The sequence below is a fragment of the Desulfofarcimen acetoxidans DSM 771 genome (genome assembly GCF_000024205.1).
GTDB classification, from domain to species: Bacteria; Bacillota; Desulfotomaculia; order Desulfotomaculales; family Desulfofarciminaceae; genus Desulfofarcimen; species Desulfofarcimen acetoxidans.
The window spans coordinates 2,704,486-2,727,620 of record NC_013216.1 but is presented as its reverse complement, the minus strand read 5'-3'; the positions used below and the strand labels follow the sequence as shown (position 1 = coordinate 2,727,620).

The window sequence follows — 23,135 nt, the reverse complement described above, 5'->3', positions numbered from 1 at the left end:
TTAATCTTTCATTTATTTTCTTTGTAAATTTTGGTCAAGGAAGATGACTGGCCTTATTCCATCTTTATATTTTTTATGATATTCTTTGGGATAACAAATTGGGGAGAGCCTGATGCACCCGGTGCGACCTCATACTTATCGAAGCAAATAACCAAATCGCCCTCATTATTTAAGTAGAAGTTTTGGTCAGGCTTAATTTTTAAAAACGGTTCCACATAATCGCCCTTTTCTACCCAGAACATATTCTCTCCCGCCGCATTCTGCCTTTTCATTTCAGAAAGGATATATTCGCTCAGGACATTTACATAATCGGCATTTTCTTTGAATAATGAGGGCAGGGTTATAAGCTCTCCTGTTTTTTTGTTGATCGTATAGAATTTATGTGTTGTCGATGATGAGCCGACGATATTAAGCAGATACACATCAATCGCCAGGGTGTCATCGTTATCGGTTAAAACCTGATAGTTGTATTCAACGCCCATATGCGCCTCGGGCGCCTGTTCTTTTATTTCTTTATAATCCTTTTCAAAGGCTGAAATAACAAGGTTCGCGCTTTCCTTAAAGTCGCGGTTTATCTTGTCCTGCAGCTCTTTGTCCAGCAAGCCCTCTATTTTCGGTGTAACAATATTAGCCGAAAAATGTCCATCATTGACCTGATACCTTCCAAACGTTAATATTTTAACCATAGACTCCATTCCGCTGATATTGGCTATGTCTTGCGCAAAAGCGGGGACACCGTTAAGCGCTCCGACAAATATACTAAAAATAACTGCTGCTGTAGCTGCGACATTCACGATTTTTTTCATAATACTTCTTCTTTTCATAATTCTATAAACCCTTTCTTTTAATTGTTCTCGCGCCTTTACATTTTCATATTCTGTTTTTAATTCCTCTAACTGACGAATACTCATAAATCCACCTCATCCATTTCCAATTTGAGAATTTTAAGGGCTTTGTACAGCCTGGTTTTGACAGTGTTTAGATTTTCATCAAGCATCGTTGCAATTTCATTCAGGGAAAACTCCTCAAAATAACGAAGTATGATAATACTCCGGTATTTTAAAGGCAGCCTTTCTATGGTTTCTTTTAAATCAATATCCTCATATGTATCAACTGTATTGTCAAAACCATTCAAATCATCAATTTCCATATAAACGTTTTTCTTGTTCTGATTTAAATATGTGATTGATGTGTTGATTATAATCCTGTAAAACCAACTTTTCATAAATTCAGGGTTTTTCAGCCTATCCAATGCGGATAATGCTTTAATAACACTTTGGCTGACAACATCTTCCGCATACTGTTGATTTTTTACATAAGAATATGCAAAACGATATGCACTATCAATATTTTGGGTAATAAACTTTTCAAACAGCTGTTTGTTTTTTTGCACCTAATTACCTCCTTTCACTTAATTAGACCCTCAAGAGATAAAAAAAGTTTTAACCTGTTTAGAGCTTTTTGAGTAAGCATATTGGTTTTTAACCGTTAATGGTTTAGTTATATTTATTTAAAATATTAGTAATTGTCGAAAATATATACTTTTTCCATCTAGTATGGTAATATTATATCAAAAGTGAGAATTTATTAAATATATTAGATGATGGAGAATGTTGCCTTTATGATAGAACAGATTGATAAATGGGTTAAAACTAATTATTCAGACAAAGAAATTGAAAAAATCCGTAATATAAATGATTATAAAGTGTCATCTTATCATGAGTTTAATGAATTGTGTATTAGTCTGGACTCATTAGAGAAAAAGTACCAAAAGAAAGTGGATGATCTTAATATTATAATTAAATATATATTTGAAAAAATAGAATTATTAAAATGGGAAGGAGAGATTTTTAAAGATGAAATAATTTTATATAAAGAAAGGCTAAAAAATATTTTAGAAAAACAACTTCAACTAGAAAAACAACTTAGTGAAGTAAATAATAAGAAAAATGGTTACAAAAAAATAATTGAACGACTAAAAGAGAATCAATAATTGTTCTAAGAAAAGATTTTTTTGAAATGCAAAAAAACACTTCTTGACCATTATTACGTTTTTTTAAGGCAAATCTATTGCTATAGCTCGTTTTATATAAAATATTAGCAATCAACTATAAGTTTGAGTTGCTTTTTATTATTGAGCAAGTTTGACTGTCTTAGAATATGGATTTATTTAAAAAAATTGTGGAGTAAATGAATGAAAAAAAGAATATTTATATATTGCATAGTGTTAGTGGTACTTTCACTTGTATTATTTAGCACATATAAGTTAATGAATTCGAGAACATATCAGTTATTTGGAGGATTAACCAGTCATGTGGAAACGAATAAAAAAGTAGTGTCATTAACATTTGACGATGGTCCATCAAAAAATGTAGAGAAGATACTACCTCTTTTAGATAAATATAAAGCAAAGGCTACATTCTTTTTAATTGGTAATGAGTTGGAGAAAAACTTTGAGCAAGGACAAAAAATAGCGGAAGCAGGTCATCAAATAGGTAATCACACTTATTCCCATAAGCGAATGATTTTTAAAAGCCCTTCTTTCATAAAGCAGGAAATAGAAAAAACTAACCGGTTAATTCGTAAAACAGGTTTTAATGGAGAAATTGATTTTCGACCACCAAACAGCAAAAAACTCATTGGATTACCTTACTATTTAAAAACACATAATATGCAAACTATTACATGGGATCTTGAACCAGATACCTATTATACCTCTGTCTCTGACAAAGTGGATTATGTAAAGAAAAATGTAAGACCTGGCTCTATCATTTTGTTGCATGCAATGTATGATGATACTGAAAACGAACTTAAAGTAACTGAAGGGATATTAGAGTATTTATCTAAAGAAGGTTATAAATTTGTAACAGTAAATGATTTACAGAAGTTTGATAATTTTTAGAAATAATCAATAGCTTAACGTTAGAAGGGAAGGGCTAAATACTCTTCCCTTTTGATATTTACTGTACAAACCTTACCAGGTATTGCTTTCCGTGTCATTAGTGCGAGGGTTAGCTAAGCTAAATGTTGTGGAATAATAATTTAGATATAATATGTTATTTTGAATTAAAACCTACGTTTAGTAAGTTTCATTAAGAGGTGATGTTTATAATGGCTGGCTATATTGCTCTATTACGTGGAATTAATGTGGGTAAAAAGAATAGGATTAAGATGGTTGATCTGAAACAATTATTTGTAAATATGGGATTTGGTGAGGTGCAAACATATATACAAAGTGGTAATGTCCTATTCAAATCAAATGAAGATGAAGAACCATTGCGCAAGAAAATTGAGCTTGGGTTTGAAACGGCTTTTGGAATTGAGGTCTCAGTTGTATTAAGAACCGCAGAAGAGTTAGAATGGATAATCCAGGATTGCCCCTACACGAAAGAAGTAGTAGCTGAAGCAGATTTGTCTTCAGAAGGAGAGAGTCTATATGTTGTACTATTGATCCATGCCCCTTCACAAGAAAAGATAGAACTTTTAGATACATATACAACTGAAAGTGATGAGTATCGAATTGAAGGAAGAAATGTTTATCTTTTATTTCGTCATGGTATTCGGAACTCCAGACTTGCTGATAATCTTGCTAAACTGGGTGTTCCGGCCACTGTGCGCAACTGGAAAACAATAAATAAGCTCGGCATGTTAGCAAAAGATATTTAAGCATATATGCTAAGAAACGAAGAAGCCGTAAGGCTTCTTTTTTGTACTTTTGTACTCTGTAAAATTATGACTGTTATGGATCTGTGGATAAGCCATTGTATAATGCGGTACAAATGTATATTGCATAATCAATGTTAGTATTGCATAATTTCCGACGAGCACCTTTTTCTAAGAATTGTTGCTTGGATGTGAATGATTTTAGGTTTATTTATGAAGAAGTCTATTTTTCTTAAAAGGTTTTGTCTGAATATTTGTTGAATATTATTATTATTCGCAAGACTATATAAACAGTAGTTTTCAAGGTACAACATTGACGTATGACTGTTTTTTACAATGACTATGGAGGAATAGAAATTGTACCCGAAAATCTTTCCTTTACAAATTACCAAACGTTTTTATATGTGTATGTTAACGTTAATTATCATTCCCATGGTTATCTTGACAATAACTACTCATGTTCAGTTTTTGAAAGATAGAGAGAGCAGACGGGATAAGGAATTGTATGCAGTTGCAATTGAGTTACAACGGCGATTGCCGGGTTCTTTTATTGAAATATTAGAAAAGCAAGGCGCTTTAAACAAACCTGTAGAGAAACAGGTTAAGGTACTAAATACTGTTTTGCAGCCTATTGTGAATGATATTGCTTCCATTCACCCCGATATGGGTATTGGGTATTATTCTATTGAACTTGATTGTGTTTTGGCTATAGCTCCAAATTTTGAGCCTTCGATGTTGAAACCAGTATCACATAAATCACCTGTCTTTAATGTGTATAAATCGGGACAACCGGAATTAAATCATCTCGATACCATTGATACCATTATTGATTATAAGGGTAAACCTGCTCTTAGCCGAACTTATCCAATTTATTATAAAGATAAAATTATTGGACATGCCTGGGCTAACTTTGAAATGGAAGATGTGCATGCAGAGGCACGTAGTATGTCCAGGAAAATACTTATAACTGCATTAATAATGATAGGGGCAATTATATCTTTATCATGGTTGTTCTTTACGCAATTCAAGAAAAATATAAAAAATTTTGCTGATGCTGTAGTAGAGGATAATTATAGCTTATCGGAAAATATTCTTCCGGAGCTTAAACCCTTGCTAATAAAAATAAAAGAGCATAACGCGGAATTGAAAAGAGAAGTTGCTGAACGCAAGCAGGTGGAATTTAGACTAAAGTTAAAAGAAAAGAAATTTAGAAAAATCTTCTTATTGTCACCAATTGGAATTGAATTATATGATAAAAATGGTTTATTGATTGATACAAACAAATCTTGTCTAGACATGTTTGGTGTATCGAATGTTGATGATTTAAAAGGATTCAATCTCTTTGAAGATCCCAACCTCCCTGAAGAAGCAAAGAAGAAAATTATTAACGGTGAACAAACCAGGTATGAGGTTAGATTTAATTTTGATATTGTTAGAGAAAAAAAAATTTATGAGACGACAAAATCAGGCTTCATTTATATTGATGTTCTTATCTCTCCGTTTGGGAAAGAAGGCGATATTTATCAAGGATATTTAGTTCAGGTTCAGGAAATTACCGAGAGAAAACTTGCTGAAAAGGAAATGGCCCGACTTAGTCAACTAAACCTGATTGGTGAAATGGCCGCTGGGATAGCCCATGAAATTAGAAACCCGATGACTACAGTACGTGGCTTTTTACAAATGCTTGGCGGTAAAAATGGGCAGGAGCGTTACCAAGAGTACTTTAATCTAATGATTGAAGAACTAGATAGAGCTAACTCAATAATTTCTGAATACCTTTCGCTGGCTAAGAATAAGGCATTAGAGTTGAAAATTAGTAATCTAAAACCAGTAATAGAAACAGTATTTCCTTTAATCCAGGCTGATGCAATGATGAATGACAAAAATATTTATATGGAACTGCAGGATGTTCCCGATTTGCTGATGGACGAAAAAGAAATTCGCCAATTATTACTTAATATTGTTCATAATGGATTGCAGGCGATGACTGCCAGGAAAATCTTAACGATTAGATTGTGTCGGGACGGTAATGAAGTGGTTTTAGCGGTTCATGATGAGGGTAAAGGAATTAATCCTGAAATATTAGACAAAATAGGTACTCCCTTTTTCACTACCAAAGATACTGGGACAGGTTTAGGTTTAGCAACATGCTATAGCATTGCAACTCGGCATAATGCTAAGATAAACATAGAAACTAATTCTGAGGGAACTACTTTTTTTGTTAGGTTTAAAATTAATTAGTTATATAACAACGCTAACATGAGGGGTACATTTATCGTGTAACCCTTTTTGTTGTTCAACACTTATGTGAGAGGGGAATAATGGTGATTGCATTTCCCAACGTAAAATATCAAGTAATCTACGCCGATCCTCCTCGGAGTTACAACGACAGAATGAACGGCTACAATGCTGGAGCCGCTACTCACTATGAAACGCAATCACTGGATTGGATTAAGTCTTTATTCTTTAAAGACCTGGTCGCCAAGGATTGTGTTCTTTTTATGTGGGCCGTTAATCCCTTATTGACTGATGTGGCTGAATACAAGATGCAAAGTAGCTTAAAATATTTCTCTGATATCAGTCCAACCATAGGAGGTTATTTCAGCTTCAAAATAATTGAAATCAAATTGCTTACAATCTACTTTCTGTCCTTGGTGTAATTCATAAAACCTCCGATAGTTATTGTCAGATAACACCCAAACTATAACTGAATAAATATCTAATTGCTTAAAATTATTCATAATTGCTTTGATGAGGGAACTTCCAATACCCTTATTTTGATAACTTTCTAAAACATATATGGCATAAATCTCCCCCTTATAAATGGGATTTGATGTTCTTTCAAGACCTGCAGCCGCAAAACCGACTATATTATGGTTTTCGTCTTCAGCTATGTAGATAATAAAATGATGAAATGGAAATTCCATCCAACCCTTTTCTCGTTCTTCATAGGTTAAACTATCTAAGTAGTCATCAGGTATAATCCCACGATAAGTTGTTTTCCAAGTATCAACAGTAACTTTTGCTATAGCAGATACATCACTAATAGTGGCCTTCCTGATTAACATGGCAAACACTCTCCTTATTGAGAAATATACTAAATTATTAATGAATCAACAATAACGCTTCACAGTAACACGTGGGCGTTATTGTTTCACTTCTTAAAAACAGATCGATTCTTTAATGTCCCTAATACTTAAAGCTTCCGCAACTCTCAACAAATGCTCCGTATTAATAACTGACCTCCTGTTATCAGCAAATTCACTAATGGCAACAGGTCTAAGTCCCGTTAACTGCGCCAGTTTTTTTGTGTTATACCTCTTTCGAATAAAATTTGTTTTAATCTTACAGTAAATTTAAAAGCCATGATATTCCTCTATAGATATTAATGATTAACGTAATCATATTATATATAAAATTTTTTACGAATCAAGTAATTTCAATTTAAGGTTGACTATTTAAATATTTATTTAGAGAAAGGATCTATAGTTTTCTGGGGTAATGGTGTATGAAACTGATAATACGGTTTTTATTGTTATCAAAAAAATAGACATTGAACGTATTAAGCAAGTAAAGATACCCATTTATTTTCTACCGTGGGCTGGGAAATTATGTTGCGAACTTAAGGCAAAAGAATTTGATTGGACAAGTTTTTAGGGAGGTAAATCTGATGAGTAGAGTTATAGATTATCGCAAGATGCTGGACAGGTATCAAAAGGAACTTGATGATTTTCTAAATGAGATGGAAAAAGTGGCAGAGTTTAACAAAATAAGCTTAGAAGAAGAACTGGAATGTCTTGACCCAATAGAATTGCAATATTACGAAGGATTGGAAAAAAAATTGGCCAAGCTGCAGCAATGGATGCAGTAAATGAAAATACTTTTATAATTTTTTAAAACGTATTTTTGCAACTAACCAAAGGAGAAAAGGTATTCCAAATTCGATAGGTATTTTGAAATAGGGATTAATCTTATAGGCATAGTATACTTCTTCAGTGTAATTAGAATACATAAATGTAGAAAATGCTATAATTATTACACCCATTGGTGTAACTATGGCTTGATAGTATTTTATATTAAACCATTGTGCCAACCCCGAAGTTAAAGCATAAAAACATATAGATAACTTGCTAAATGCAAATGCAAACCAATTTAATGTTACCAAAATCGTTAATATACTTGATGATTCTTGCACTGTTTCAATAATAGGATAAATATAGCGTATAGTTGATTCTACACCCAAAGCACTGATAGTACGCAAAATACTTAAAACTAGAAATATATAGGCAAATATTATACCATATATAATAAATTTATCATATTGTTTGGAATGATTTGTCTGGAATAATATCATAGAAAAGATAAGTATCTCCCCGAAAGGAAAAGATACCCCTACTATTGCACCACGAATTAAGGGTTTGTAACCGTTTTCCATAAAAGGTACAATACGATTGATTTCTAATTGAGGCAAATTTAAAGTAGAAATTATCAAGAAAAATAGTATAGATAACGGAAGTATAATGATTATAACTCTTGTAAATACTTCGAGTCCACTTCTTATAGCATAGGCGATAATAATCATTATAATTGTATGTATTATCACAAGAGGCGTATGTGGTAAAATAAGTGCCTGAACAAAATCTCCTATATTTCGCAAAATAAGAGCAGATAGAAAAAAAGCAAACCAAAGAAAAATGCCACTAATCGCTTTTCCAATTGGGTAACCAAGTATATTGACGCTATATTGGATTAAGGATTGGTTGGGAAATAATCTTTGTAGAGATATTAATAGTTTGGCAAGTACGATTGATAAAATCATGCTTATCAATAAAGACAGCCATGCATCTTGTCTAGCTTCTTTTACCAAGGCAGGCGTTATTTGCATTATTGCCGTACCAATTAAAAAACTTATTATAAGAAACATTAAATCCTTATTTGAGATTGACTGCTGGCTCATAATTTTTCCTTCGATTTAGTGTTATATGTAGAATAATGTCCTAAATTGACCTATTGTATGTATAGTCCCATATTTTATGTCATGTCTTTTATGTGTCCGGTGCACAATTTTATCTAACAATACTGCATAAATTAAATAATGGGAGGATTGATGTCTTTCTCTCAAAGATCTTCAGCCCTAAAGAAATGCGGTTGGATTGTCCAAAGTTGTAATAGAATTAACATCACAGCAGGCCTGGGATTTGCTGTACGAGAGTTTCCGTTAGATTCCTGATTTACTGATTAATTATTGGATAACAAATCTCAGCAGTTTCTCAGACTTTTCTCAAGGTTTTTTAAGCTGAACTTGTTATAATAAACTAAATAATAAACGGTTATATTTTCCACATGGACTTTGGTTTAATTCAGCTGTAATAAATGTAACATAGGGAGGAGGAGTAAATTGTTTTCATTTTTTAATGGTGGATCAAAGACCTCTATATCTATCAATGAACTGGAAGCTAGGATGGATTTTAGCTATGCCATACAGGAATTTACTCTTGCACATTGTGAACTCATAGCCTTTAGCGTATCTCTTAAAGTACAGGAATTTTCTCAAATGGCTGCCGACTTGGCTGCAGCAACTCAACAAATTTCAGCTACAGCGGAAGAAACATCGGCAACTGTAGAGGAAATAAGTGCGAGCATGCAGTTCTTAAAATCCAAGGAAATGGATAACTTTAATAGGGTTGCGGAACTTAATGAAATGTCAAAGGAAGTTGTGGTGATGTTGGATGGAATGGTTAGTAATGCCACAGAACTGCTATTGCAGATTAAAGACGTTGATAATATTAGCCAGAATGTATCGGAGATAGCTGATCAGACTAATCTTTTATCTTTAAATGCAGCTATTGAGGCTGCACGTGCCGGGGAGCATGGCAGAGGTTTTTCAGTAGTGGCAGAAGAAGTACGAAAACTATCTGATCAAACAAAGACTGCGGTTAAGGAAGTTAAAACCATATCCAACCAAATGAATAATAAAGCACAGCATACTGATGAAAATGTATCTGGTGTAAAAAGTGCATTTGATAAATATATATCTGAGACAGAGATCGTATCGGAAATGATGCGGTCAAATGTAAGAAAGGTTGAGGAGACTGCTGAAGCATCTGAGAATATTGCTCAGGCAGCTCAACAGCAAGCTGTTGCCATGGAAACACAGGCTAGAATTACCAATAATCTAGCGCAAGCCACTGATTTTGGGGAGATGCTTAAAAGAGATACAGACAATTTAATAGAAGTTATAAAACCCTATGTTCGAGGAACAGAAAAGGAGCATAATCTCAGTGTCCTGGGTGCTAGGCTAAAAGAACATGCTGCATTTTTAAGAGAAACAATGGAGGTTGCAGGTAAAGGTGCTGTTTTGGCAAGTCACCAAGAATGTACCTTTGGCAAATGGTATAAAAAGGAGTTTGATAAATATAATAATATTGTTGAATACGTGGCAATTGATGAACCACACAGGCGATTTCATGAGGCTGCTAATGCGCTCGCTTTAGATGGTTCCTTGTCCAATGTTAATAAAGTTATTGATGCATCAATAGACATTTTAAGGGGCTTTCTAAAATTATCAGAAGTCATGCGGTAGGAAATCATCACAAACGTGGAATCAGGATAAATTAAACCAGGTGTTAGTAAATCGTTATGAGAGGAGTAGCATGCAAGAAGCATTTGCATCACTAATCATGGAAGCCTGTGCATAGTTTGCGGATTTGATTTTGAAGCTTGTATATGGACCAATTGGAAAGAACAAGATTTTTATGTACGCCTCTTGTGCCTTTGTCCGGTAAACAACAAGAATACGCGGATTAGCTATTTCAATGAATGTGGACAATTAGAGATGTTAAGATGCAATGAGGAATATTTAACCCACTTATCCGATTTTATATAGGGTATGATAAGACATACAGGCTGAACTTGAATCGCTGTTAGCCGAGAAAAAGAGGAACAAGGCAAATACGAAGAACTTTACAAGACAGCCAATGACCGCACAATGTAAAACACCTCTATGTAGCATTATTCTCCTGTAAAAATCCATTCAAAACATCATAAACCATTCCTCTACATCGAACCACTCTGCTAAAGTCCCACCGAGTGAAAAACTCTCAGATGGCAAAGAATTAATTTCAACAAGAAAATCACCATCTATTACACTGGTGCATAGCTGCAATGCAAAATATGCATTGGCATTATATATCTAATCATGCTAGTATGTAAATATAAAAGATGAGCATATCAAAAGTAAATTTAACTTCCTATTCTTCCGGATCCGGGTGAGCCTGTAAAATAGATCCGGAGGAATCTCACTCAAATACTGCGTTGTCTGCCGCCAGTCAAAAACCTGAACATCCTGGTAGGCCATAACGATGCCGTTGCCAACGCAGTTAGTGATATTTATGCAATGGTCGGAAAATCGGTTATAGCTTTAAGCATAATATGCTTCCCTAATCAAAGACTGCCCCTTTCTATCATAGAAACCATTCAATAACTTTCTATTTTCCCAAATATGGCATCGCAGTAACTTATTTTATAGAAAATTAAATTTAATCAGGTGGAAAAGAAAAATAAATTAGTCACAGTAAAGGTTAATTGATTAAGCTTAATGATTAAATTTAATAATTTGTAAAAAATGGACTGAACATTTATACAAATGATTTGGATGAAACAAAGGTTTATACTTTGTGAGCACAATGGCCAACCGGATCTCGTAAAATGCAAGCTTACCAGGACTACTTAGCGGTTGAAGCCAAATAATTATAAAAGGAGAAATTCTAATGTTAAAAGTAGGAATTATTCGTTGTCAGCAAACTGAGGACATGTGTCCTGGAAACACTGATTTTAAGGTTGCAAAAGAAGGAAAATTTGCCTTTGAGGAGATGGGTCCCGTAGAAATTGTGGGGTTTGTCTCTTGTGGAGGGTGTTCTGGAAAAAAAGCAGTAACAAGAGCAAAACTGATGGTGGAAAGGGGAGCAGAAGCAATTGCTTTTGCTTCGTGTATTACAAAGGGGAACCCAATCGGCTTTTCTTGCCCACACTATTCAAGTATAAAAGAAGCAGTGATTAAAAAGGTTGGAATAGATATTAAAATAATTGAATGGACACATTAACTGGAAACTATCCAATATGCCTAGCCCGCCCAATATGGTGGTGGGGGACACGCTACTTGGCAAGAGGTTACAGTAAAGTTTTTAAAAATATTATTGTGAAAGTTGTTGCCTGAATATGTTTTTAATTAAAGAGTCACTTTAAATGTTTAACAGTTTGGTCTCTTCTATCTCTAAAACGATGATATAGTTATAGATGAGCAAAAATACCACCATATTTATCCATACAATAAAACGCACGCATTTTTACGAAAACTTTAAGCAATTTAAGACGACAGACAATGACACATTATTCTTATAATGAATAAATCCAAGCAATGCGCTCTCTTTCAGTTATATTGCGGGTATGCTGAATACCCATACCAAATGGCCGGTAGGGTACCAGTCCTAATTACACAGAAAAAGAACTCATTAGCTAACATTGTGAGTTCTTTTTTGCTAGAAAACTTACTAAGTTATACGAAGGGAAGATGTCTTGCAAAATTATCTCCCTGACCGGTTGGTCAGAGGCAGGGGAATTCTGTATAAAAGAAATAAAAAAACCGAACGTTTTATCAATATTCGGCTTCGTATTTTTTAGTAATAGTGTAATTAAAATTTTAAATCGTTTAGTGCAAATATACGAGCCATAAAAAGTCTTGTACAGCTTTAGCGGTATTTATCCTACCATGTTTTTGTATATAATGAAAGACATAGTCTCCATTTGAGTGAAAGCTATGTCCTTTTTGGAATAATAGTGCAAAAAAGATTTACGTGGCAGGGGGTATAGTTATATCTATAAAATTGAAATTTAGCAACACGCAGAGTATGCTTGTTTTTTAAGATTTGAATATTGAATTTTGGCACCATTCAAATAATGCACTAAAATACTCGTCAAAATTATACTCCTTTTGATTTTTCAATTCCATAGCTTTAAGCAGAACTTTTTTATCTTCCTCTGGTAATTGAGAAAGCAGCTCTCGTTTTGTCAGTATGAAATTTCCTGTATTCTGATAGTGAATGTTCTGCAAAATAAAAAAGACGGATTTATATGTACTGGGAAGCTTCGTTATATTTTTTTCTCTTGAATCATGAATATATCGGTGACATAATTCGTGATACATATTATTAAGACTCATTTTTATATAGATTCTTTCATCTTCTGCCGTAAATGTGGGAACAAACTCTGACAATCTCCCATAATAATCCTTTGTGGTATAAATAAGATGGCATATTTCACATGGGTTCCAATTTTTGATATCCGATTCTCCGCATATGAAACCGCACGATTTATCGCTGTTTCCACATTCGGCAATTATTTCTCGATAAGTCTCCATATCATTAATTGATAATCTATCAAGAATAACCATTACGTCAATATCACTGTTTTCGTCAGCCTCTTCTCTAAAATAACTTCCCTGCAGCCCGACATATAATAACCTTGAACTGTAATTTTGCTTAAATAAGTCTATCAGTTGTTTTAAATAAGTATCTATTCTAAGCATTTCGGATCCCCTGCTTCTTCATTTCCCAAATATACTTTGTGCGGTTTTCCCTCATAAAGGTTCATAATCTGCCTACGTAGCTTTGAAGGATACAAAGGCTGAGTATTGAGCGTTTTTATATCTAACCAATCATAGCCAATTTGATTTGTGTCACCGTGTAAGGCTATGTTGGGAAGCTTGGCGATATATTCACACAAGAAAACTAAGTCCACCCGATGAAACTTCTCACCATGAACGCCTTCAACAGCAAAAACCAGTTCTTTCGGAGTAACATTGATTCCCAATTCTTCGGAAACCTCGCGACAAGCGGCATCAGGAAGTAGTTCCTCTGTTTCCTGCCCTCCGCCAGGCATGATATACCAAACTTCACAATTCTCCTGCAATTTTATTGCAAGCATCTTACCGTCTTTAATTATCAAAGCTTTTGCAGAATTTCTTATCAATCGACTCATAAGCCGCTCTCCCTATTATATAATAATCTCACTGGCAAATTTCTGTTTATCTGCATGATACAATAACTTCCAACACATTATACCATGTGCATCTAAATGAAAAAAGACATAGCTTCCCCTTGGCGGAAAACTATGTCTTTTTTGGTGTCGGAGGAGGGACTTGAACCCTCACCCTCTCGGATACGCCCCTCATGATCGCGTTAATTCGCGGTCAGGTTAAGTAATTCTATAATAACATATAATTTTTTCTAATAGGAGTGCAGTTAAATTTTGTTGAATTCCCATTAAAAACGCTTGACTTGTAGCTTACTCCAAGTATTATAATATCGGATATCGGGAGGTGAAACTGCATGACGATTTCAGAAGTAAGCGAAAAATTTGATATTCCACAGGATACACTCCGCTATTATGAACGCATCGGATTGATACCCCATGTGAATAGAAATAAAAATGGAATCAGGAATTATACGGAAGAAGACTGTAGTTGGGTAGGATTTATAAAGTGTATGCGGGGTGCAGGTCTTCCGATTGAAGTACTGATTGAGTATGTTGGGTTGTTTCAGCAAGGTGATGCAACCATTGAGGCAAGAAAAGAAATTTTAATCGAACAGCGTAAGCGGTTAATTGCTAAGATGGAAGATATGAAGAAAACGCTGGAACGCCTGGATTATAAAATTAAAGTATATGAACAGGTAGTAGTAAAAAAAGAAAGAGAGCTAAAAAGATCGGAGATTTAGTTTTATGGCTAAAAAGTATGGTGTTGTCTACCAACCCGAGTAAAGGTGGAAATTCCGAATTCACCGGTGTTTGCAATGCCAAAGATAACAGAGAAAACCCGAAATGAAACATGCCTGATGCCCAAAACTTATTTTTGAAAGGATGAGGTTCATGCCAAGTCAAGTTTATTTCGTCAATTTGCGATCCAGAACATATCAGGAAAATAAAATTAGTAAGATTAGAAACTTATTTGATCGCGCTGGTTTAAACAATCTTGTTCAAAAAGATGATCTTACAGCTATTAAACTTCATTTTGGTGAACGCGGCAACGATAGTTTTATAAACCCTGTATTTGTGCGGCAGGTGGTGGATAAAGTCAAAAGCAATGGTGCCAGGCCTTTCCTGACAGATACCAATACCCTCTATTCAGGAAGCCGCCATAATGCGGTGGATCATCTGCTAACAGCGATGGAGCATGGTTTTGATTATACTGTTACAGGTGCTCCACTGATAATTGCAGACGGATTACGTAGTGAAAATTTCATTGAAATTGAGATTAGTAAAAAACATTTTAGCAAAGTAAAACTGGCCAGAGATATCGTTAGCGCTAATAGTGTTATTGTGTTATCGCATTTTAAAGGGCATGAAATGGCTGGTTTTGGTGGCGCGATAAAGAATCTTGCCATGGGTGGGGCACCGGCAGCTGGAAAAAAGGAACAGCATGCCTCCAAGATGATAGTTAATCAAGACAAATGTATTGGCTGCGCGCAGTGTTCTACAGTTTGTCCTGAAAAGGCCAGCACTCTTAACGATAATAATAAGGCGGAAATTTCACCGGATAGTTGCATCGGTTGTGGTGAGTGTTTAACCACATGCCCTGAAAAAGCTATTGAAATGGATTGGGAAACCGAAATTCCAGCACTTCTGGAAAGAATGACTGAATACGCGTATGGGGTGGCAAAGACTCATGATAAACATATCGGCTACATCAATTTTCTTATAAATATTACCCCTGATTGTGATTGCGCGTCATGGAGTGATGCTCCCATTGTTCCCGATATAGGTTTTCTGGCATCAACAGACCCGGTTGCTATTGACCAGGCCAGTTATGATCTTGTGAATAAACAGATTAGTTTATCCACGTCTTTGCTTTTGTCTGACTGCGAGGCCGGTGCTGACAAATTTCATTGTTTGAGATCGCATATAGACGGAACAATCCAATTATCTTACGGAGAAGAAATCGGATTGGGCAGCCGTGACTATGAACTAATTCTCCTATAGTGAGAAGGGAAGGTGCCTCCTTACAGGGGCACCCTCTTTGATCTTGACCTTTATTATACGGTCTCATATACAATTTTTGATTCTATATGTTCATTCCACCGGATACTTCAATTCGTTGGACATTCATCATTTGGTCAAACTGTTCTTCGGTGGTGTCTGCAAAAGGAACATTCATGCCAATGCCTGCGTTGTTAATCAAATAATCAAAACAGTTAGTGTTAAAGGTTACTTTTAATACCTCGGCAATCTGCTCAAAGAAAGGGCCGAAAGACCGTACATCGCCTATATTTAATTGCAAAGCGGTTGCCTTGCCACCGGCTTTTTTGATTTCTTCTACTACCAGTGAAGCTTCTTCTTTTTTACTTTGGTAGGTGATAATTACATCCAAACCTTTTAGGGCAAGTTTAATTGCCATGTTTTTGCCCAATCCACGGCTCCCGCCAGATACTAAAGCTATTTTCTTCTTCATATTTTGTCATCTCCTTAAAGTATTAATTCATACCAGATGGAGAGACAAAAAAACGCACTCTCCGACCCAGTAGGTTAGATAGTGCGTTGGCTAACGTGAACGCTTACGTTATGGATAATTAATTTTGTCTATAACCAGTATATACTTTTTAAAGTTTTAAAACAATCATGGAATATTTGACTTAACATATTATGCTCTATATTTTGTATTGAAATTTTACGATGTAGGCTGACCAGGAGATACTTTATGTTGCTTTCTCGCGATCAGCATGTGAGAAGAACCTGATAAGTTCTTAGAATAGTATTGACAGTCCTAAAATGATATGATTTAACTTCGGTTTTTTGCTGTGTATTACATCAAGAATGTGATAAATAAAGTAAATACTATCTCGGCACTTAAATCAAAAGAGAAAGGGGACAAAGACTTTAACTTGAAATTTATTCCACTACTGCATATGCAATGTAAGCATGCTCCGTCGCACGGTAATAATCCGTACGTCCCTTAAAGTAGCGTTCTTCAATATCCAATGGGCTTAAATCCTCATGAACACGTAAGCCTAGATGGGTGAGATCTTCATCTAATGTTAATGGATCAAATCCAGTATTCATAAGAGATTCACCTTCAAAGCAATAGCAGCTTCGGACAGCTTTCGCCCTAGTATATATGATTTTACTGTCTGATTAGTAACTGCTCGGAAGATGTGATGGAAATGGGTGGGGGAAAAGTAATACCGGGATGCCAGTTCCTTCAAGCATAGCTTCGGGTGCAAATTTGACTCAATATATTGTATGACGTCATTGACTATTTCAATGTAATTCATAAACTTCCCCACCAGACATATGATCAGACTTTAATATTCTATAATTGTATATTACCAAAGGAAATCCTATCCGGCAATTGCCTGAGCCATGATTTATTTTCTTCGGTGGTCTCCCTGGAGGTGTAAAGGATAGATTGCACTGCTAGTTGCAGAAATTTTTCATCCTTATAATCGCAACCGCAGATTAGTTTATAATTGCCAATAGCATCATCATAGTTATCCATAACAGCAACTCATAATCTTAAGAGTGGCTTTAGTTATTTTAACTGAAATTCTATTTTACAGACTCCTTTCCTGCATTAATTTTTCCACCATTTGGAGTAAAGTCTCACCATGTCCGCAACAGCTATCCAAAATGACAACTTCCATAATAACCATCACCTTTTGCTATGCTATTTAGTTAATCTAAAAAACTAAGTAGATAAGACAAGGTATCAGATTGATATAAATTATTTTGAGGCAAGGATTACTTATCCAAATGTACACCTATTTGACTACTATACTACATTATTCTAATGTAGTAGTAAGCTAAACATTTAATATAATAATGAATATATTCAGTAAATAATAATTTTGGAAACCAACTTTGACTTTAACACTTTTAACGAAACACAAACTGTTATATAATATTGAAAACCTTTTATCGTTAATCGTCGATGAAAAATAAGGGGGTAATCATTTGAATAAAAATGATATTAAAGACATGGTAAGAAATAAGTATTCTCAAGTAGTAAAAAGTCCAAGCGGTTGTTGTTCTGGTAGTAATTGTTGTATACCTGGTAATAATATCAACGATGTTTTAAACATTAGTAAAAAGCTGGGTTACTCAGACGAACAGTTAAAACTTGGATTGGGTGAAGCCAATCTCGGCTTAGGCTGTGGCAACCCACTGGCTATTGAAGAACTAAAAAACGGAGAGGTAGTGCTTGATTTGGGCAGTGGGGCCGGTTTTGATGTTTTTTTGGCTGCCCGCAAGGTGGGACCAAGTGGGAATGTTATTGGTGTAGACATGACTCCTGAAATGATATCTAAAGCTAGGCATAACGCAGCAAGCATGGGTTTTAGCAATGTGGAATTCAGATTGGGAGAGATTGAACATTTACCGGTAGCCGATTCTTCCGTGGATGTTATTATTTCCAACTGCGTGATTAACCTCTCCCCCGACAAACAGGCTGTTTTTAATGAGGCTTTTCGTGTCTTAAAGCCTGGGGGAAAAATTGTTATCTCGGATGTCGTTAGGGTGGATGAGCTTCCTGAAGAAATTAGAAATAATAATGAAGCATACTGCGGCTGTATCTCAGGGGCTATACTACAAAACGAACTGGTTAGCATATTAAACAAAGCCGGATTTAAAAATATCTTAGTAAAAAATAAAGCTAATAGTGAAGAAATTATTAATAGTTGGAATTTTGGACAGAACATCGAAAAAGTGGTAGTTTCAGCAGATATTCGAGCTATTAAACCGATCTGAAATATTTTAAGGGAGAGTTTTATGGACTATCTTACAGAAAATCAATATTCAGAAGGTAACTGGAAAGAGGAATTGGCAATTCTCACGAAGGCTCTTGGACACCCACACCGGGTATCTATAATTAAATTTTTATCGCAACGCGATCAAAAGGATAAATGCATGTGTAAGGATATAGTAGAAGTGCTTCCGATTGCTCAATCCACTGTTTCACAGCATTTAAAAATTCTTAAGGAGTCTGGTTGGATTATTGGTGAAATAGACGGACCCAAAGTGTGCTATTGTCTCCGTGACGGGATTATTGAACACTATAAAATGCTAATTTCCCGGCTATAAACTTTCCTTTCAACCAGGTTTTCCATTGCATTTTCTCAGCCGGTTCCCGGAGTATCAATTAATTCTGCCGCTGCACCGACTCTGTTTTCTTCCGGTTGAAATTCTCTTCTATACTCCTCCAGCAGTACCCGGGCATATTGCTTTCGGGCACTGTCAGGAATATAGTTTCGTTTTTACACGCTTCAGCAGTTTCCGAGCATTTTTAAAGACCTCGCCTATTTCTTCATATTTCACCTTAACCAGCGGCTTTGAAAGCGGAGTTTAGCAACATCTGGCGAAATATACCGTGCTTTTTTGTTGACATGGAAACAAAAAAATGATATATTATTTTTGTTTCCATGTCAACAAAATGGAGGTGCTGTTGTATGAACATAGCCATGCAAATCGTGAATTCAATCATAAAAATTCAAGAAAATATATTCCCTCATGGATGGGAGGTTACGTTTGATGACGTTAACCTGGCAGAAGTTCACTGTATTGATCGGATTGGCACAATTGAATATGCAAATGTCACAAAAATAGCAAACGAGATGGAGATGACAAGAGGGGCTATTAGTAAAATATGCAAAAAACTACTAAGTAAGAGATTGGTCGAGAGTTACCAACGACCAGATAATAACAAGGAAATTTATTATCGACTGACTGAGGGCGGGCAACATGTTTATAACGAACACCAAAAGTTGCATAGTCAAGCCAGACAGGAGAAATTATCTTTGATAAATACCTATAGCGAATACGAGCAATCCATTATTTTATGTTTTCTCAACGACATTAACCGCTTGTATAATAAGACATCGGCTAAGGAGAAAAATGATAAAGATTAATTCAGTTGGGGTTCTCTAAATTGCAACCCGTCTTTAGTCATTTAGTCAATTGTAAAAATCCACATTGGTGCTGGATAAGTATGGTGTAAGTCATGGGTATCTGGTAAGAGCAGAGCAATGAAAAGACACTGGAAAGAGTGGATCTTCCCTATACGCTTGTCATGATCTCGTTGGATATTATCGCTCCCATCTGTCTGATGGTAGTGCCTGAATAATAGCCGCTAATATTGCCTTTCTGAACTTCTTTGAGATCGTGGTAACGGGCGCTGGTCGCTTTGTTACAGTTCCGCAAAGATATTTATTAACAAAGTTAGGGAGGTATAACGATATGGAAATGGAAGCTTTATTATTTTTGATTTTGATAGTAGGTTTGTCTGCATTTGTTCAGGGACTTACAGGATTCGGCATCGGTATTCCTATGATGCTTTTTCTTCCTTTTGTGTTTAGTTATCAGACGTCTGTTGCTGTTACCGTGATCTGCGCCATTGTGATAAGCTGTGTGCTTCTATTTAAAACACGAGAAAATGTGGAAATAAAGAAAATCTTGCCAGTTACCATCCCCGTTGTAATTATGCAAATTATCAGCACTTATTTTTTGTTTGTACTGAGCGATGATTTTCTAACAATCGCACTAGTTATCATCCTGCTTCTGTTCGCAGGTTTGTTCATCGTTTCCGACAGAGGGTGGCAGATAAAAGCTTCTGTTCCCAACAGTATCTTGGCTGGCTGCGCAACCGGCGTATGCAACATGCTCGGCATAGGCGGACCTCCATTGGGATATTACTATCACAGTATTTTTGAAGAAAATATTCACTACCTTGCCAATCTGCAGGCAACTTTGCTTATCTCATGCGCAACACTTTTGATTCAGCATATCATCGAAGGCAATATAACACTGGAAACTTTTGAGTACTCTGCTATTGCCAGTGTAGTCTGCGTGATAGTCCTGTTGCCGGCTATGAAAGTATTCAAAAAGTTGGATAGAAGCAAGCTGACGAAAATCATCATTGTATTTCTGATTGTGATGGCCATCATAAAGCTTGTTGAATTTTACTTGTTAGGGGGAGGAAAATAGTGTTTCCTTACATGATAAGTGAGGATAAAGGAGCTTACAAAACATCGTTCGAATATATTTTTAAATACTTTGCAGCAAAAGATCCACTTAAGATATCAGAAAACAGTGGAGCAAGCTTTGATCCAAAACAATCTATTTTACAGATAAAAAGTCTTGGGCAAGTGCTTGATATAAAGTATCCAGAGGGTGATGTAGTTTTCAACGGCTCAAAGTATATGCCCGCCTGGAATTGGAGATGGCTTATTCTCCAATATCTTTCCCAAGCAGATAATACTCCTATTACAAATAAATTAATCTCATACCGCGAGTTAGAAAACGGATATGTTAATTATACTGCTTTTTTGCGTAAAAGCATTGATCCCTTAGCAAAATATTTCTCACAGGAGCCCGTAGAGCAAATAAGAGCGGCATGTCTTATACTAGATGCTTCCATTGAAGAAAATGCAGACGTCTGTGCTAAAATACACCTTTTCCCCAGATTTCCCTTAACAATTAAGCTGTGGCTAAGTGATGATGAAATTGAAGGCTCTGCTAATATCCTATTTGATAAAAGTGCTAATCATTATCTAGATACAGAAGCCATTAATGAAGCCGGAATTATGGTTTCATATTTTTTAATTAAGCAATATGAATTAATGTATAAAAGTGTATAGCGAAAGGTGCAGCATATCTTTGTCCAGTTGCAAGAAGGTTCCTTATTTGTCTTTTTATAATTTTTTTAAAATGGGATTAGTGGTCTCTGTAGTAATGGAACAGAAAGCGACTATAATATTTGATAACTATGTTTACCATCCCTATGCCTTAATAATGTAATTACTTTATTATACTGATTATTTATTAATGGTAATATAATGGATTTGATTCAGATGTTCCCCCCTCAGATAGATGGAGATCAATACAGTTAATAAACGGATGGAGTTAAAGTAGAAGATTCTTCAAATTAGAACGCCGCAAAACTTGTTAGAGAACAGTTTACATTGTAACTGTTTGCCTTGGGATGAATGTTTCAAAAATATACAGTTGAGCATGGAGGAAAAAAATGATATTTAGATCAGCAATACTTTTCTTTTTAGCGGGTCTAGCAGAAATAGCCGGAGGGTACTTTGTATGGATTTGGTTGCGATATGACGCGAGTATTATGTGGGGAATATTAGGGGGAATTGTTTTGATTCTATACGGGGTCATTCCAACATTTCAGCAGTTCCCAAGCTTTGGGCGTATTTACGCGGCATACGGGGGTATTTTTATTGTCATGTCAATTTTATGGGGTTGGTGGATAGATAATATTACCCCCGATTTTTATGATTGGATCGGAACTATCGTTGCGTTAATTGGAACAGCAGTAATTCTGTGGTTTCCCCGAAAAGAAGAAGAAAAAGAGGTCGAGCAACCATGATTATAAAATCAGCAATTCTCTTTATTTTAGCAGGTTTAGCAGAAATAGCTGGAGGATATTTGGTCTGGCTGTGGCTTCGTGAAAAGAAACATTTTGTTGTTGGCATAATTGGCGGTATCGTCCTTATGTTGTACGGTGTCATCCCCACGCTTCAGGTCTATCCTAATTTCGGAAGAATATACGCGGCTTATGGGGGTATTTTTATTGTCTTATCCCTATTATGGGGATGGGGAATAGACAAAAAGAGGCCTGACCGTTATGATTGGATTGGTGCAATTATTGCACTGATAGGTGCGATAATTATAATTTGGATGCCAAGGTAACCGGCCTTATGAGTTTAAAAAGACAGATTATTACATCAAAGGTATGAGTGATGATGAGATTATATCAGAATGTTGTCAAATATGGATTGAAATATTTGATTTGTGTGATAGGGGGGGTGAAATAACAGCGAAAAAGTACCTGGATAATTCTTCTGGTGACTGTGCCATATCATTATGCATCCACCATTTTATGGTTTCAACAAAACTACCAGCCATATGATTAACAACATACTCTTTAGGGATTTCATTTAAGCTATCGTTTGTGATATATCCATTAAACAACTGTTCCAAATACGTTTTGATTACGCTTAAAAACAATTCTCTACTTTCACACGAGAGAATTCCTTTAATATCCCTTTTGCTATCTTTTAAGTGATATAAAATGTGCGTGATTTTAGACTTCAGGTCGTTACTGGTATAGGAAAAATCATGAGTGCTCTCAGAAATCAGGTCTTCGGAGAAGATGTGGTCAAATATATCACTGCATAATGCCTTCAATAAATCGTCTTTGGTTTCAAAGTGAGAATAAAAGGTGCTTCGGCCAATATTGGCTTCATCAATGATATCCTGCACTGTAATTTTAGAATATCGCTTATGTGCCAAAAGTGAACTGAAAGCACTAAAGATTGATTCCCTCGTTTTTTGTATTCTTCTATCCATATCCAAAACCTCATTTCCGTACAATGATAATATTTTGTTCGGTATCTTATATTTGGTCTCTTTTGATT

The 23,135-nt window shown here is 35.4% G+C and carries 27 protein-coding genes and 1 pseudogene; 17 read left to right on the top strand and 11 right to left on the bottom strand.

Features of this window, described 5'->3' with window-relative positions; genetic code table 11:
* Nucleotides 1–53 precede the first annotated feature (53 nt).
* Both rsiV and DTOX_RS12595 read right to left on the bottom strand, forming a co-directional pair.
* A complete protein-coding gene (gene rsiV / locus DTOX_RS12600; RefSeq protein ID WP_015758062.1) occupies nt 54–911 on the bottom strand; it encodes an anti-sigma-V factor RsiV in 858 nt (285 codons plus the stop codon).
* Nucleotides 908–1,393 carry an RNA polymerase sigma factor gene (locus tag DTOX_RS12595; RefSeq protein WP_015758061.1) on the bottom strand — a complete coding sequence of 162 codons (486 nt, stop codon included), beginning with the start codon at nt 1,391–1,393 and terminating at the stop codon, nt 908–910. The genes rsiV and DTOX_RS12595 overlap by 4 nt, the downstream gene beginning before the upstream one ends.
* A gap of 228 nt (nt 1,394–1,621) precedes the next feature.
* On the opposite strand from DTOX_RS12595, the gene DTOX_RS12590 reads away from it, so the two are divergent.
* The 4 genes from DTOX_RS12590 to DTOX_RS12575 all read left to right on the top strand — a co-directional run bounded on the left by DTOX_RS12590 (nt 1,622) and on the right by DTOX_RS12575 (nt 5,904).
* Nucleotides 1,622–1,993, top strand: coding sequence for a hypothetical protein (locus DTOX_RS12590; RefSeq protein ID WP_015758060.1), 372 nt, complete (start codon nt 1,622–1,624; stop codon nt 1,991–1,993).
* Nucleotides 1,994–2,314: 321 nt separating this feature from the next.
* Nucleotides 2,315–2,902: a polysaccharide deacetylase family protein gene (locus DTOX_RS12585; RefSeq protein ID WP_242652427.1), complete on the top strand. Its 588-nt coding sequence runs from the start codon at nt 2,315–2,317 to the stop codon at nt 2,900–2,902.
* A 209-nt stretch (nt 2,903–3,111) separates the two neighbouring features.
* The gene (locus DTOX_RS12580) at nt 3,112–3,666 is read left to right on the top strand and encodes a DUF1697 domain-containing protein (protein ID WP_015758058.1); all 555 of its coding nucleotides are present in this window, start codon (nt 3,112–3,114) and stop codon (nt 3,664–3,666) included.
* Nucleotides 3,667–4,020: 354 nt separating this feature from the next.
* The gene (locus DTOX_RS12575) at nt 4,021–5,904 is read left to right on the top strand and encodes an ATP-binding protein (RefSeq protein ID WP_015758057.1); all 1,884 of its coding nucleotides are present in this window, start codon (nt 4,021–4,023) and stop codon (nt 5,902–5,904) included.
* 317 nt (nt 5,905–6,221) lie between these two features.
* On the opposite strand, the gene DTOX_RS12570 is transcribed toward DTOX_RS12575, so the two are convergent.
* Entirely contained in the window at nt 6,222–6,731 is a 510-nt protein-coding gene (locus tag DTOX_RS12570) for a GNAT family N-acetyltransferase (protein WP_015758056.1), read from the bottom strand.
* Between the two features lie 602 nt (nt 6,732–7,333).
* Between DTOX_RS12570 and DTOX_RS12560 the strand changes: the two genes are divergently transcribed.
* Nucleotides 7,334–7,534, top strand: coding sequence for a hypothetical protein (locus DTOX_RS12560; RefSeq protein ID WP_015758055.1), 201 nt, complete (start codon nt 7,334–7,336; stop codon nt 7,532–7,534).
* A gap of 12 nt (nt 7,535–7,546) precedes the next feature.
* Here DTOX_RS12560 and DTOX_RS12555 read toward each other — a convergent pair whose 3' ends face one another.
* Complete coding sequence (locus DTOX_RS12555) at nt 7,547–8,620, bottom strand: GerAB/ArcD/ProY family transporter (protein WP_015758054.1); 1,074 nt, start codon at nt 8,618–8,620, stop codon at nt 7,547–7,549.
* 441 nt (nt 8,621–9,061) lie between these two features.
* Here DTOX_RS12555 and DTOX_RS12550 point away from each other — a divergent pair, with 441 nt between their 5' ends.
* The 3 genes and pseudogenes from DTOX_RS12550 to DTOX_RS12545 all read left to right on the top strand — a co-directional run bounded on the left by DTOX_RS12550 (nt 9,062) and on the right by DTOX_RS12545 (nt 11,765).
* A complete protein-coding gene (locus tag DTOX_RS12550; protein ID WP_015758053.1) occupies nt 9,062–10,246 on the top strand; it encodes a methyl-accepting chemotaxis protein in 1,185 nt (394 codons plus the stop codon).
* Nucleotides 10,247–10,884: 638 nt separating this feature from the next.
* A pseudogene (locus DTOX_RS24355) lies at nt 10,885–11,193 on the top strand (selenide, water dikinase SelD); the annotation flags it as partial.
* A 239-nt stretch (nt 11,194–11,432) separates the two neighbouring features.
* Entirely contained in the window at nt 11,433–11,765 is a 333-nt protein-coding gene (locus tag DTOX_RS12545; protein WP_015758052.1) for a CGGC domain-containing protein, read from the top strand.
* 815 nt (nt 11,766–12,580) lie between these two features.
* Here the strand turns inward: DTOX_RS12545 and DTOX_RS12540 are convergent.
* Entirely contained in the window at nt 12,581–13,246 is a 666-nt protein-coding gene (locus DTOX_RS12540) for a nucleotidyltransferase domain-containing protein (RefSeq protein ID WP_015758051.1), read from the bottom strand.
* Nucleotides 13,234–13,698 carry an NUDIX domain-containing protein gene (locus tag DTOX_RS12535; protein WP_015758050.1) on the bottom strand — a complete coding sequence of 155 codons (465 nt, stop codon included), beginning with the start codon at nt 13,696–13,698 and terminating at the stop codon, nt 13,234–13,236. Before DTOX_RS12535 ends, DTOX_RS12540 begins: the two co-directional genes overlap by 13 nt.
* Nucleotides 13,699–14,048: 350 nt before the next feature.
* On the opposite strand from DTOX_RS12535, the gene DTOX_RS12530 reads away from it, so the two are divergent.
* Nucleotides 14,049–14,435, top strand: a complete 387-nt coding sequence (locus DTOX_RS12530; protein WP_015758049.1) for a MerR family transcriptional regulator — start codon at nt 14,049–14,051, stop codon at nt 14,433–14,435.
* Between the two features lie 151 nt (nt 14,436–14,586).
* Nucleotides 14,587–15,696 (top strand): DUF362 domain-containing protein, encoded by a 1,110-nt coding sequence (locus DTOX_RS12525; RefSeq protein WP_015758048.1) that lies wholly within the window; start codon nt 14,587–14,589, stop codon nt 15,694–15,696.
* A gap of 82 nt (nt 15,697–15,778) precedes the next feature.
* On the opposite strand, the gene DTOX_RS12520 is transcribed toward DTOX_RS12525, so the two are convergent.
* The 4 genes from DTOX_RS12520 to DTOX_RS12510 all read right to left on the bottom strand — a co-directional run bounded on the left by DTOX_RS12520 (nt 15,779) and on the right by DTOX_RS12510 (nt 17,209).
* Nucleotides 15,779–16,165: an SDR family NAD(P)-dependent oxidoreductase gene (locus DTOX_RS12520; protein WP_052292945.1), complete on the bottom strand. Its 387-nt coding sequence runs from the start codon at nt 16,163–16,165 to the stop codon at nt 15,779–15,781.
* Between the two features lie 437 nt (nt 16,166–16,602).
* Nucleotides 16,603–16,773 carry a hypothetical protein gene (locus tag DTOX_RS23040; protein WP_157862946.1) on the bottom strand — a complete coding sequence of 57 codons (171 nt, stop codon included), beginning with the start codon at nt 16,771–16,773 and terminating at the stop codon, nt 16,603–16,605.
* A complete protein-coding gene (locus tag DTOX_RS12515) occupies nt 16,770–16,985 on the bottom strand; it encodes an AraC family transcriptional regulator (RefSeq protein ID WP_042315805.1) in 216 nt (71 codons plus the stop codon). The genes DTOX_RS23040 and DTOX_RS12515 overlap by 4 nt, the downstream gene beginning before the upstream one ends.
* 38 nt (nt 16,986–17,023) lie before the next feature.
* Entirely contained in the window at nt 17,024–17,209 is a 186-nt protein-coding gene (locus DTOX_RS12510; protein ID WP_042315803.1) for a hypothetical protein, read from the bottom strand.
* 455 nt (nt 17,210–17,664) lie between these two features.
* Between DTOX_RS12510 and DTOX_RS12505 the strand changes: the two genes are divergently transcribed.
* The 7 genes from DTOX_RS12505 to DTOX_RS12475 all read left to right on the top strand — a co-directional run bounded on the left by DTOX_RS12505 (nt 17,665) and on the right by DTOX_RS12475 (nt 22,407).
* Entirely contained in the window at nt 17,665–18,456 is a 792-nt protein-coding gene (locus DTOX_RS12505) for an arsenite methyltransferase (RefSeq protein WP_015758047.1), read from the top strand.
* 21 nt (nt 18,457–18,477) lie between these two features.
* Nucleotides 18,478–18,789: an ArsR/SmtB family transcription factor gene (locus tag DTOX_RS12500; protein ID WP_015758046.1), complete on the top strand. Its 312-nt coding sequence runs from the start codon at nt 18,478–18,480 to the stop codon at nt 18,787–18,789.
* A 365-nt stretch (nt 18,790–19,154) separates the two neighbouring features.
* On the top strand, nt 19,155–19,613 hold the full coding sequence (locus DTOX_RS12495) for a MarR family transcriptional regulator (RefSeq protein WP_015758045.1): 459 nt from the start codon (nt 19,155–19,157) through the stop codon (nt 19,611–19,613).
* A 328-nt stretch (nt 19,614–19,941) separates the two neighbouring features.
* Nucleotides 19,942–20,688: a sulfite exporter TauE/SafE family protein gene (locus DTOX_RS12490; protein ID WP_015758044.1), complete on the top strand. Its 747-nt coding sequence runs from the start codon at nt 19,942–19,944 to the stop codon at nt 20,686–20,688.
* The gene (locus DTOX_RS12485) at nt 20,688–21,341 is read left to right on the top strand and encodes a DUF3786 domain-containing protein (protein WP_015758043.1); all 654 of its coding nucleotides are present in this window, start codon (nt 20,688–20,690) and stop codon (nt 21,339–21,341) included. Before DTOX_RS12490 ends, DTOX_RS12485 begins: the two co-directional genes overlap by 1 nt.
* Before the next feature lie 386 nt (nt 21,342–21,727).
* A complete protein-coding gene (locus DTOX_RS12480) occupies nt 21,728–22,084 on the top strand; it encodes a YnfA family protein (protein ID WP_015758041.1) in 357 nt (118 codons plus the stop codon).
* The gene (locus DTOX_RS12475; RefSeq protein WP_042317199.1) at nt 22,084–22,407 is read left to right on the top strand and encodes a YnfA family protein; all 324 of its coding nucleotides are present in this window, start codon (nt 22,084–22,086) and stop codon (nt 22,405–22,407) included. Before DTOX_RS12480 ends, DTOX_RS12475 begins: the two co-directional genes overlap by 1 nt.
* A gap of 75 nt (nt 22,408–22,482) precedes the next feature.
* Here DTOX_RS12475 and DTOX_RS12470 read toward each other — a convergent pair whose 3' ends face one another.
* Nucleotides 22,483–23,067, bottom strand: a complete 585-nt coding sequence (locus DTOX_RS12470) for a TetR/AcrR family transcriptional regulator (protein WP_015758039.1) — start codon at nt 23,065–23,067, stop codon at nt 22,483–22,485.
* Nucleotides 23,068–23,135 lie beyond the last annotated feature (68 nt).

What these genes read in the sequence shown, in the direction of transcription:
- rsiV (WP_015758062.1), bottom strand. Translation starts at nt 911, where the DNA reads ATGAGTATTCGTCAGTTAGAGGAATTAAAAACAGAATATGAAAATGTA.
- DTOX_RS12590 (WP_015758060.1), top strand. Translation starts at nt 1,622, where the DNA reads ATGATAGAACAGATTGATAAATGGGTTAAAACTAATTATTCAGACAAA.
- DTOX_RS12580 (WP_015758058.1), top strand. Translation starts at nt 3,112, where the DNA reads ATGGCTGGCTATATTGCTCTATTACGTGGAATTAATGTGGGTAAAAAG.
- DTOX_RS12570 (WP_015758056.1), bottom strand. Translation starts at nt 6,731, where the DNA reads ATGTTAATCAGGAAGGCCACTATTAGTGATGTATCTGCTATAGCAAAA.
- DTOX_RS12560 (WP_015758055.1), top strand. Translation starts at nt 7,334, where the DNA reads ATGAGTAGAGTTATAGATTATCGCAAGATGCTGGACAGGTATCAAAAG.
- DTOX_RS12555 (WP_015758054.1), bottom strand. Translation starts at nt 8,620, where the DNA reads ATGAGCCAGCAGTCAATCTCAAATAAGGATTTAATGTTTCTTATAATA.
- DTOX_RS12545 (WP_015758052.1), top strand. Translation starts at nt 11,433, where the DNA reads ATGTTAAAAGTAGGAATTATTCGTTGTCAGCAAACTGAGGACATGTGT.
- DTOX_RS12540 (WP_015758051.1), bottom strand. Translation starts at nt 13,246, where the DNA reads ATGCTTAGAATAGATACTTATTTAAAACAACTGATAGACTTATTTAAG.
- DTOX_RS12535 (WP_015758050.1), bottom strand. Translation starts at nt 13,698, where the DNA reads ATGAGTCGATTGATAAGAAATTCTGCAAAAGCTTTGATAATTAAAGAC.
- DTOX_RS12530 (WP_015758049.1), top strand. Translation starts at nt 14,049, where the DNA reads ATGACGATTTCAGAAGTAAGCGAAAAATTTGATATTCCACAGGATACA.
- DTOX_RS12525 (WP_015758048.1), top strand. Translation starts at nt 14,587, where the DNA reads ATGCCAAGTCAAGTTTATTTCGTCAATTTGCGATCCAGAACATATCAG.
- DTOX_RS12520 (WP_052292945.1), bottom strand. Translation starts at nt 16,165, where the DNA reads ATGAAGAAGAAAATAGCTTTAGTATCTGGCGGGAGCCGTGGATTGGGC.
- DTOX_RS23040 (WP_157862946.1), bottom strand. Translation starts at nt 16,773, where the DNA reads ATGAATACTGGATTTGATCCATTAACATTAGATGAAGATCTCACCCAT.
- DTOX_RS12515 (WP_042315805.1), bottom strand. Translation starts at nt 16,985, where the DNA reads ATGAATTACATTGAAATAGTCAATGACGTCATACAATATATTGAGTCA.
- DTOX_RS12510 (WP_042315803.1), bottom strand. Translation starts at nt 17,209, where the DNA reads ATGGATAACTATGATGATGCTATTGGCAATTATAAACTAATCTGCGGT.
- DTOX_RS12500 (WP_015758046.1), top strand. Translation starts at nt 18,478, where the DNA reads ATGGACTATCTTACAGAAAATCAATATTCAGAAGGTAACTGGAAAGAG.
- DTOX_RS12495 (WP_015758045.1), top strand. Translation starts at nt 19,155, where the DNA reads ATGAACATAGCCATGCAAATCGTGAATTCAATCATAAAAATTCAAGAA.
- DTOX_RS12490 (WP_015758044.1), top strand. Translation starts at nt 19,942, where the DNA reads ATGGAAATGGAAGCTTTATTATTTTTGATTTTGATAGTAGGTTTGTCT.
- DTOX_RS12480 (WP_015758041.1), top strand. Translation starts at nt 21,728, where the DNA reads ATGATATTTAGATCAGCAATACTTTTCTTTTTAGCGGGTCTAGCAGAA.
- DTOX_RS12470 (WP_015758039.1), bottom strand. Translation starts at nt 23,067, where the DNA reads ATGGATAGAAGAATACAAAAAACGAGGGAATCAATCTTTAGTGCTTTC.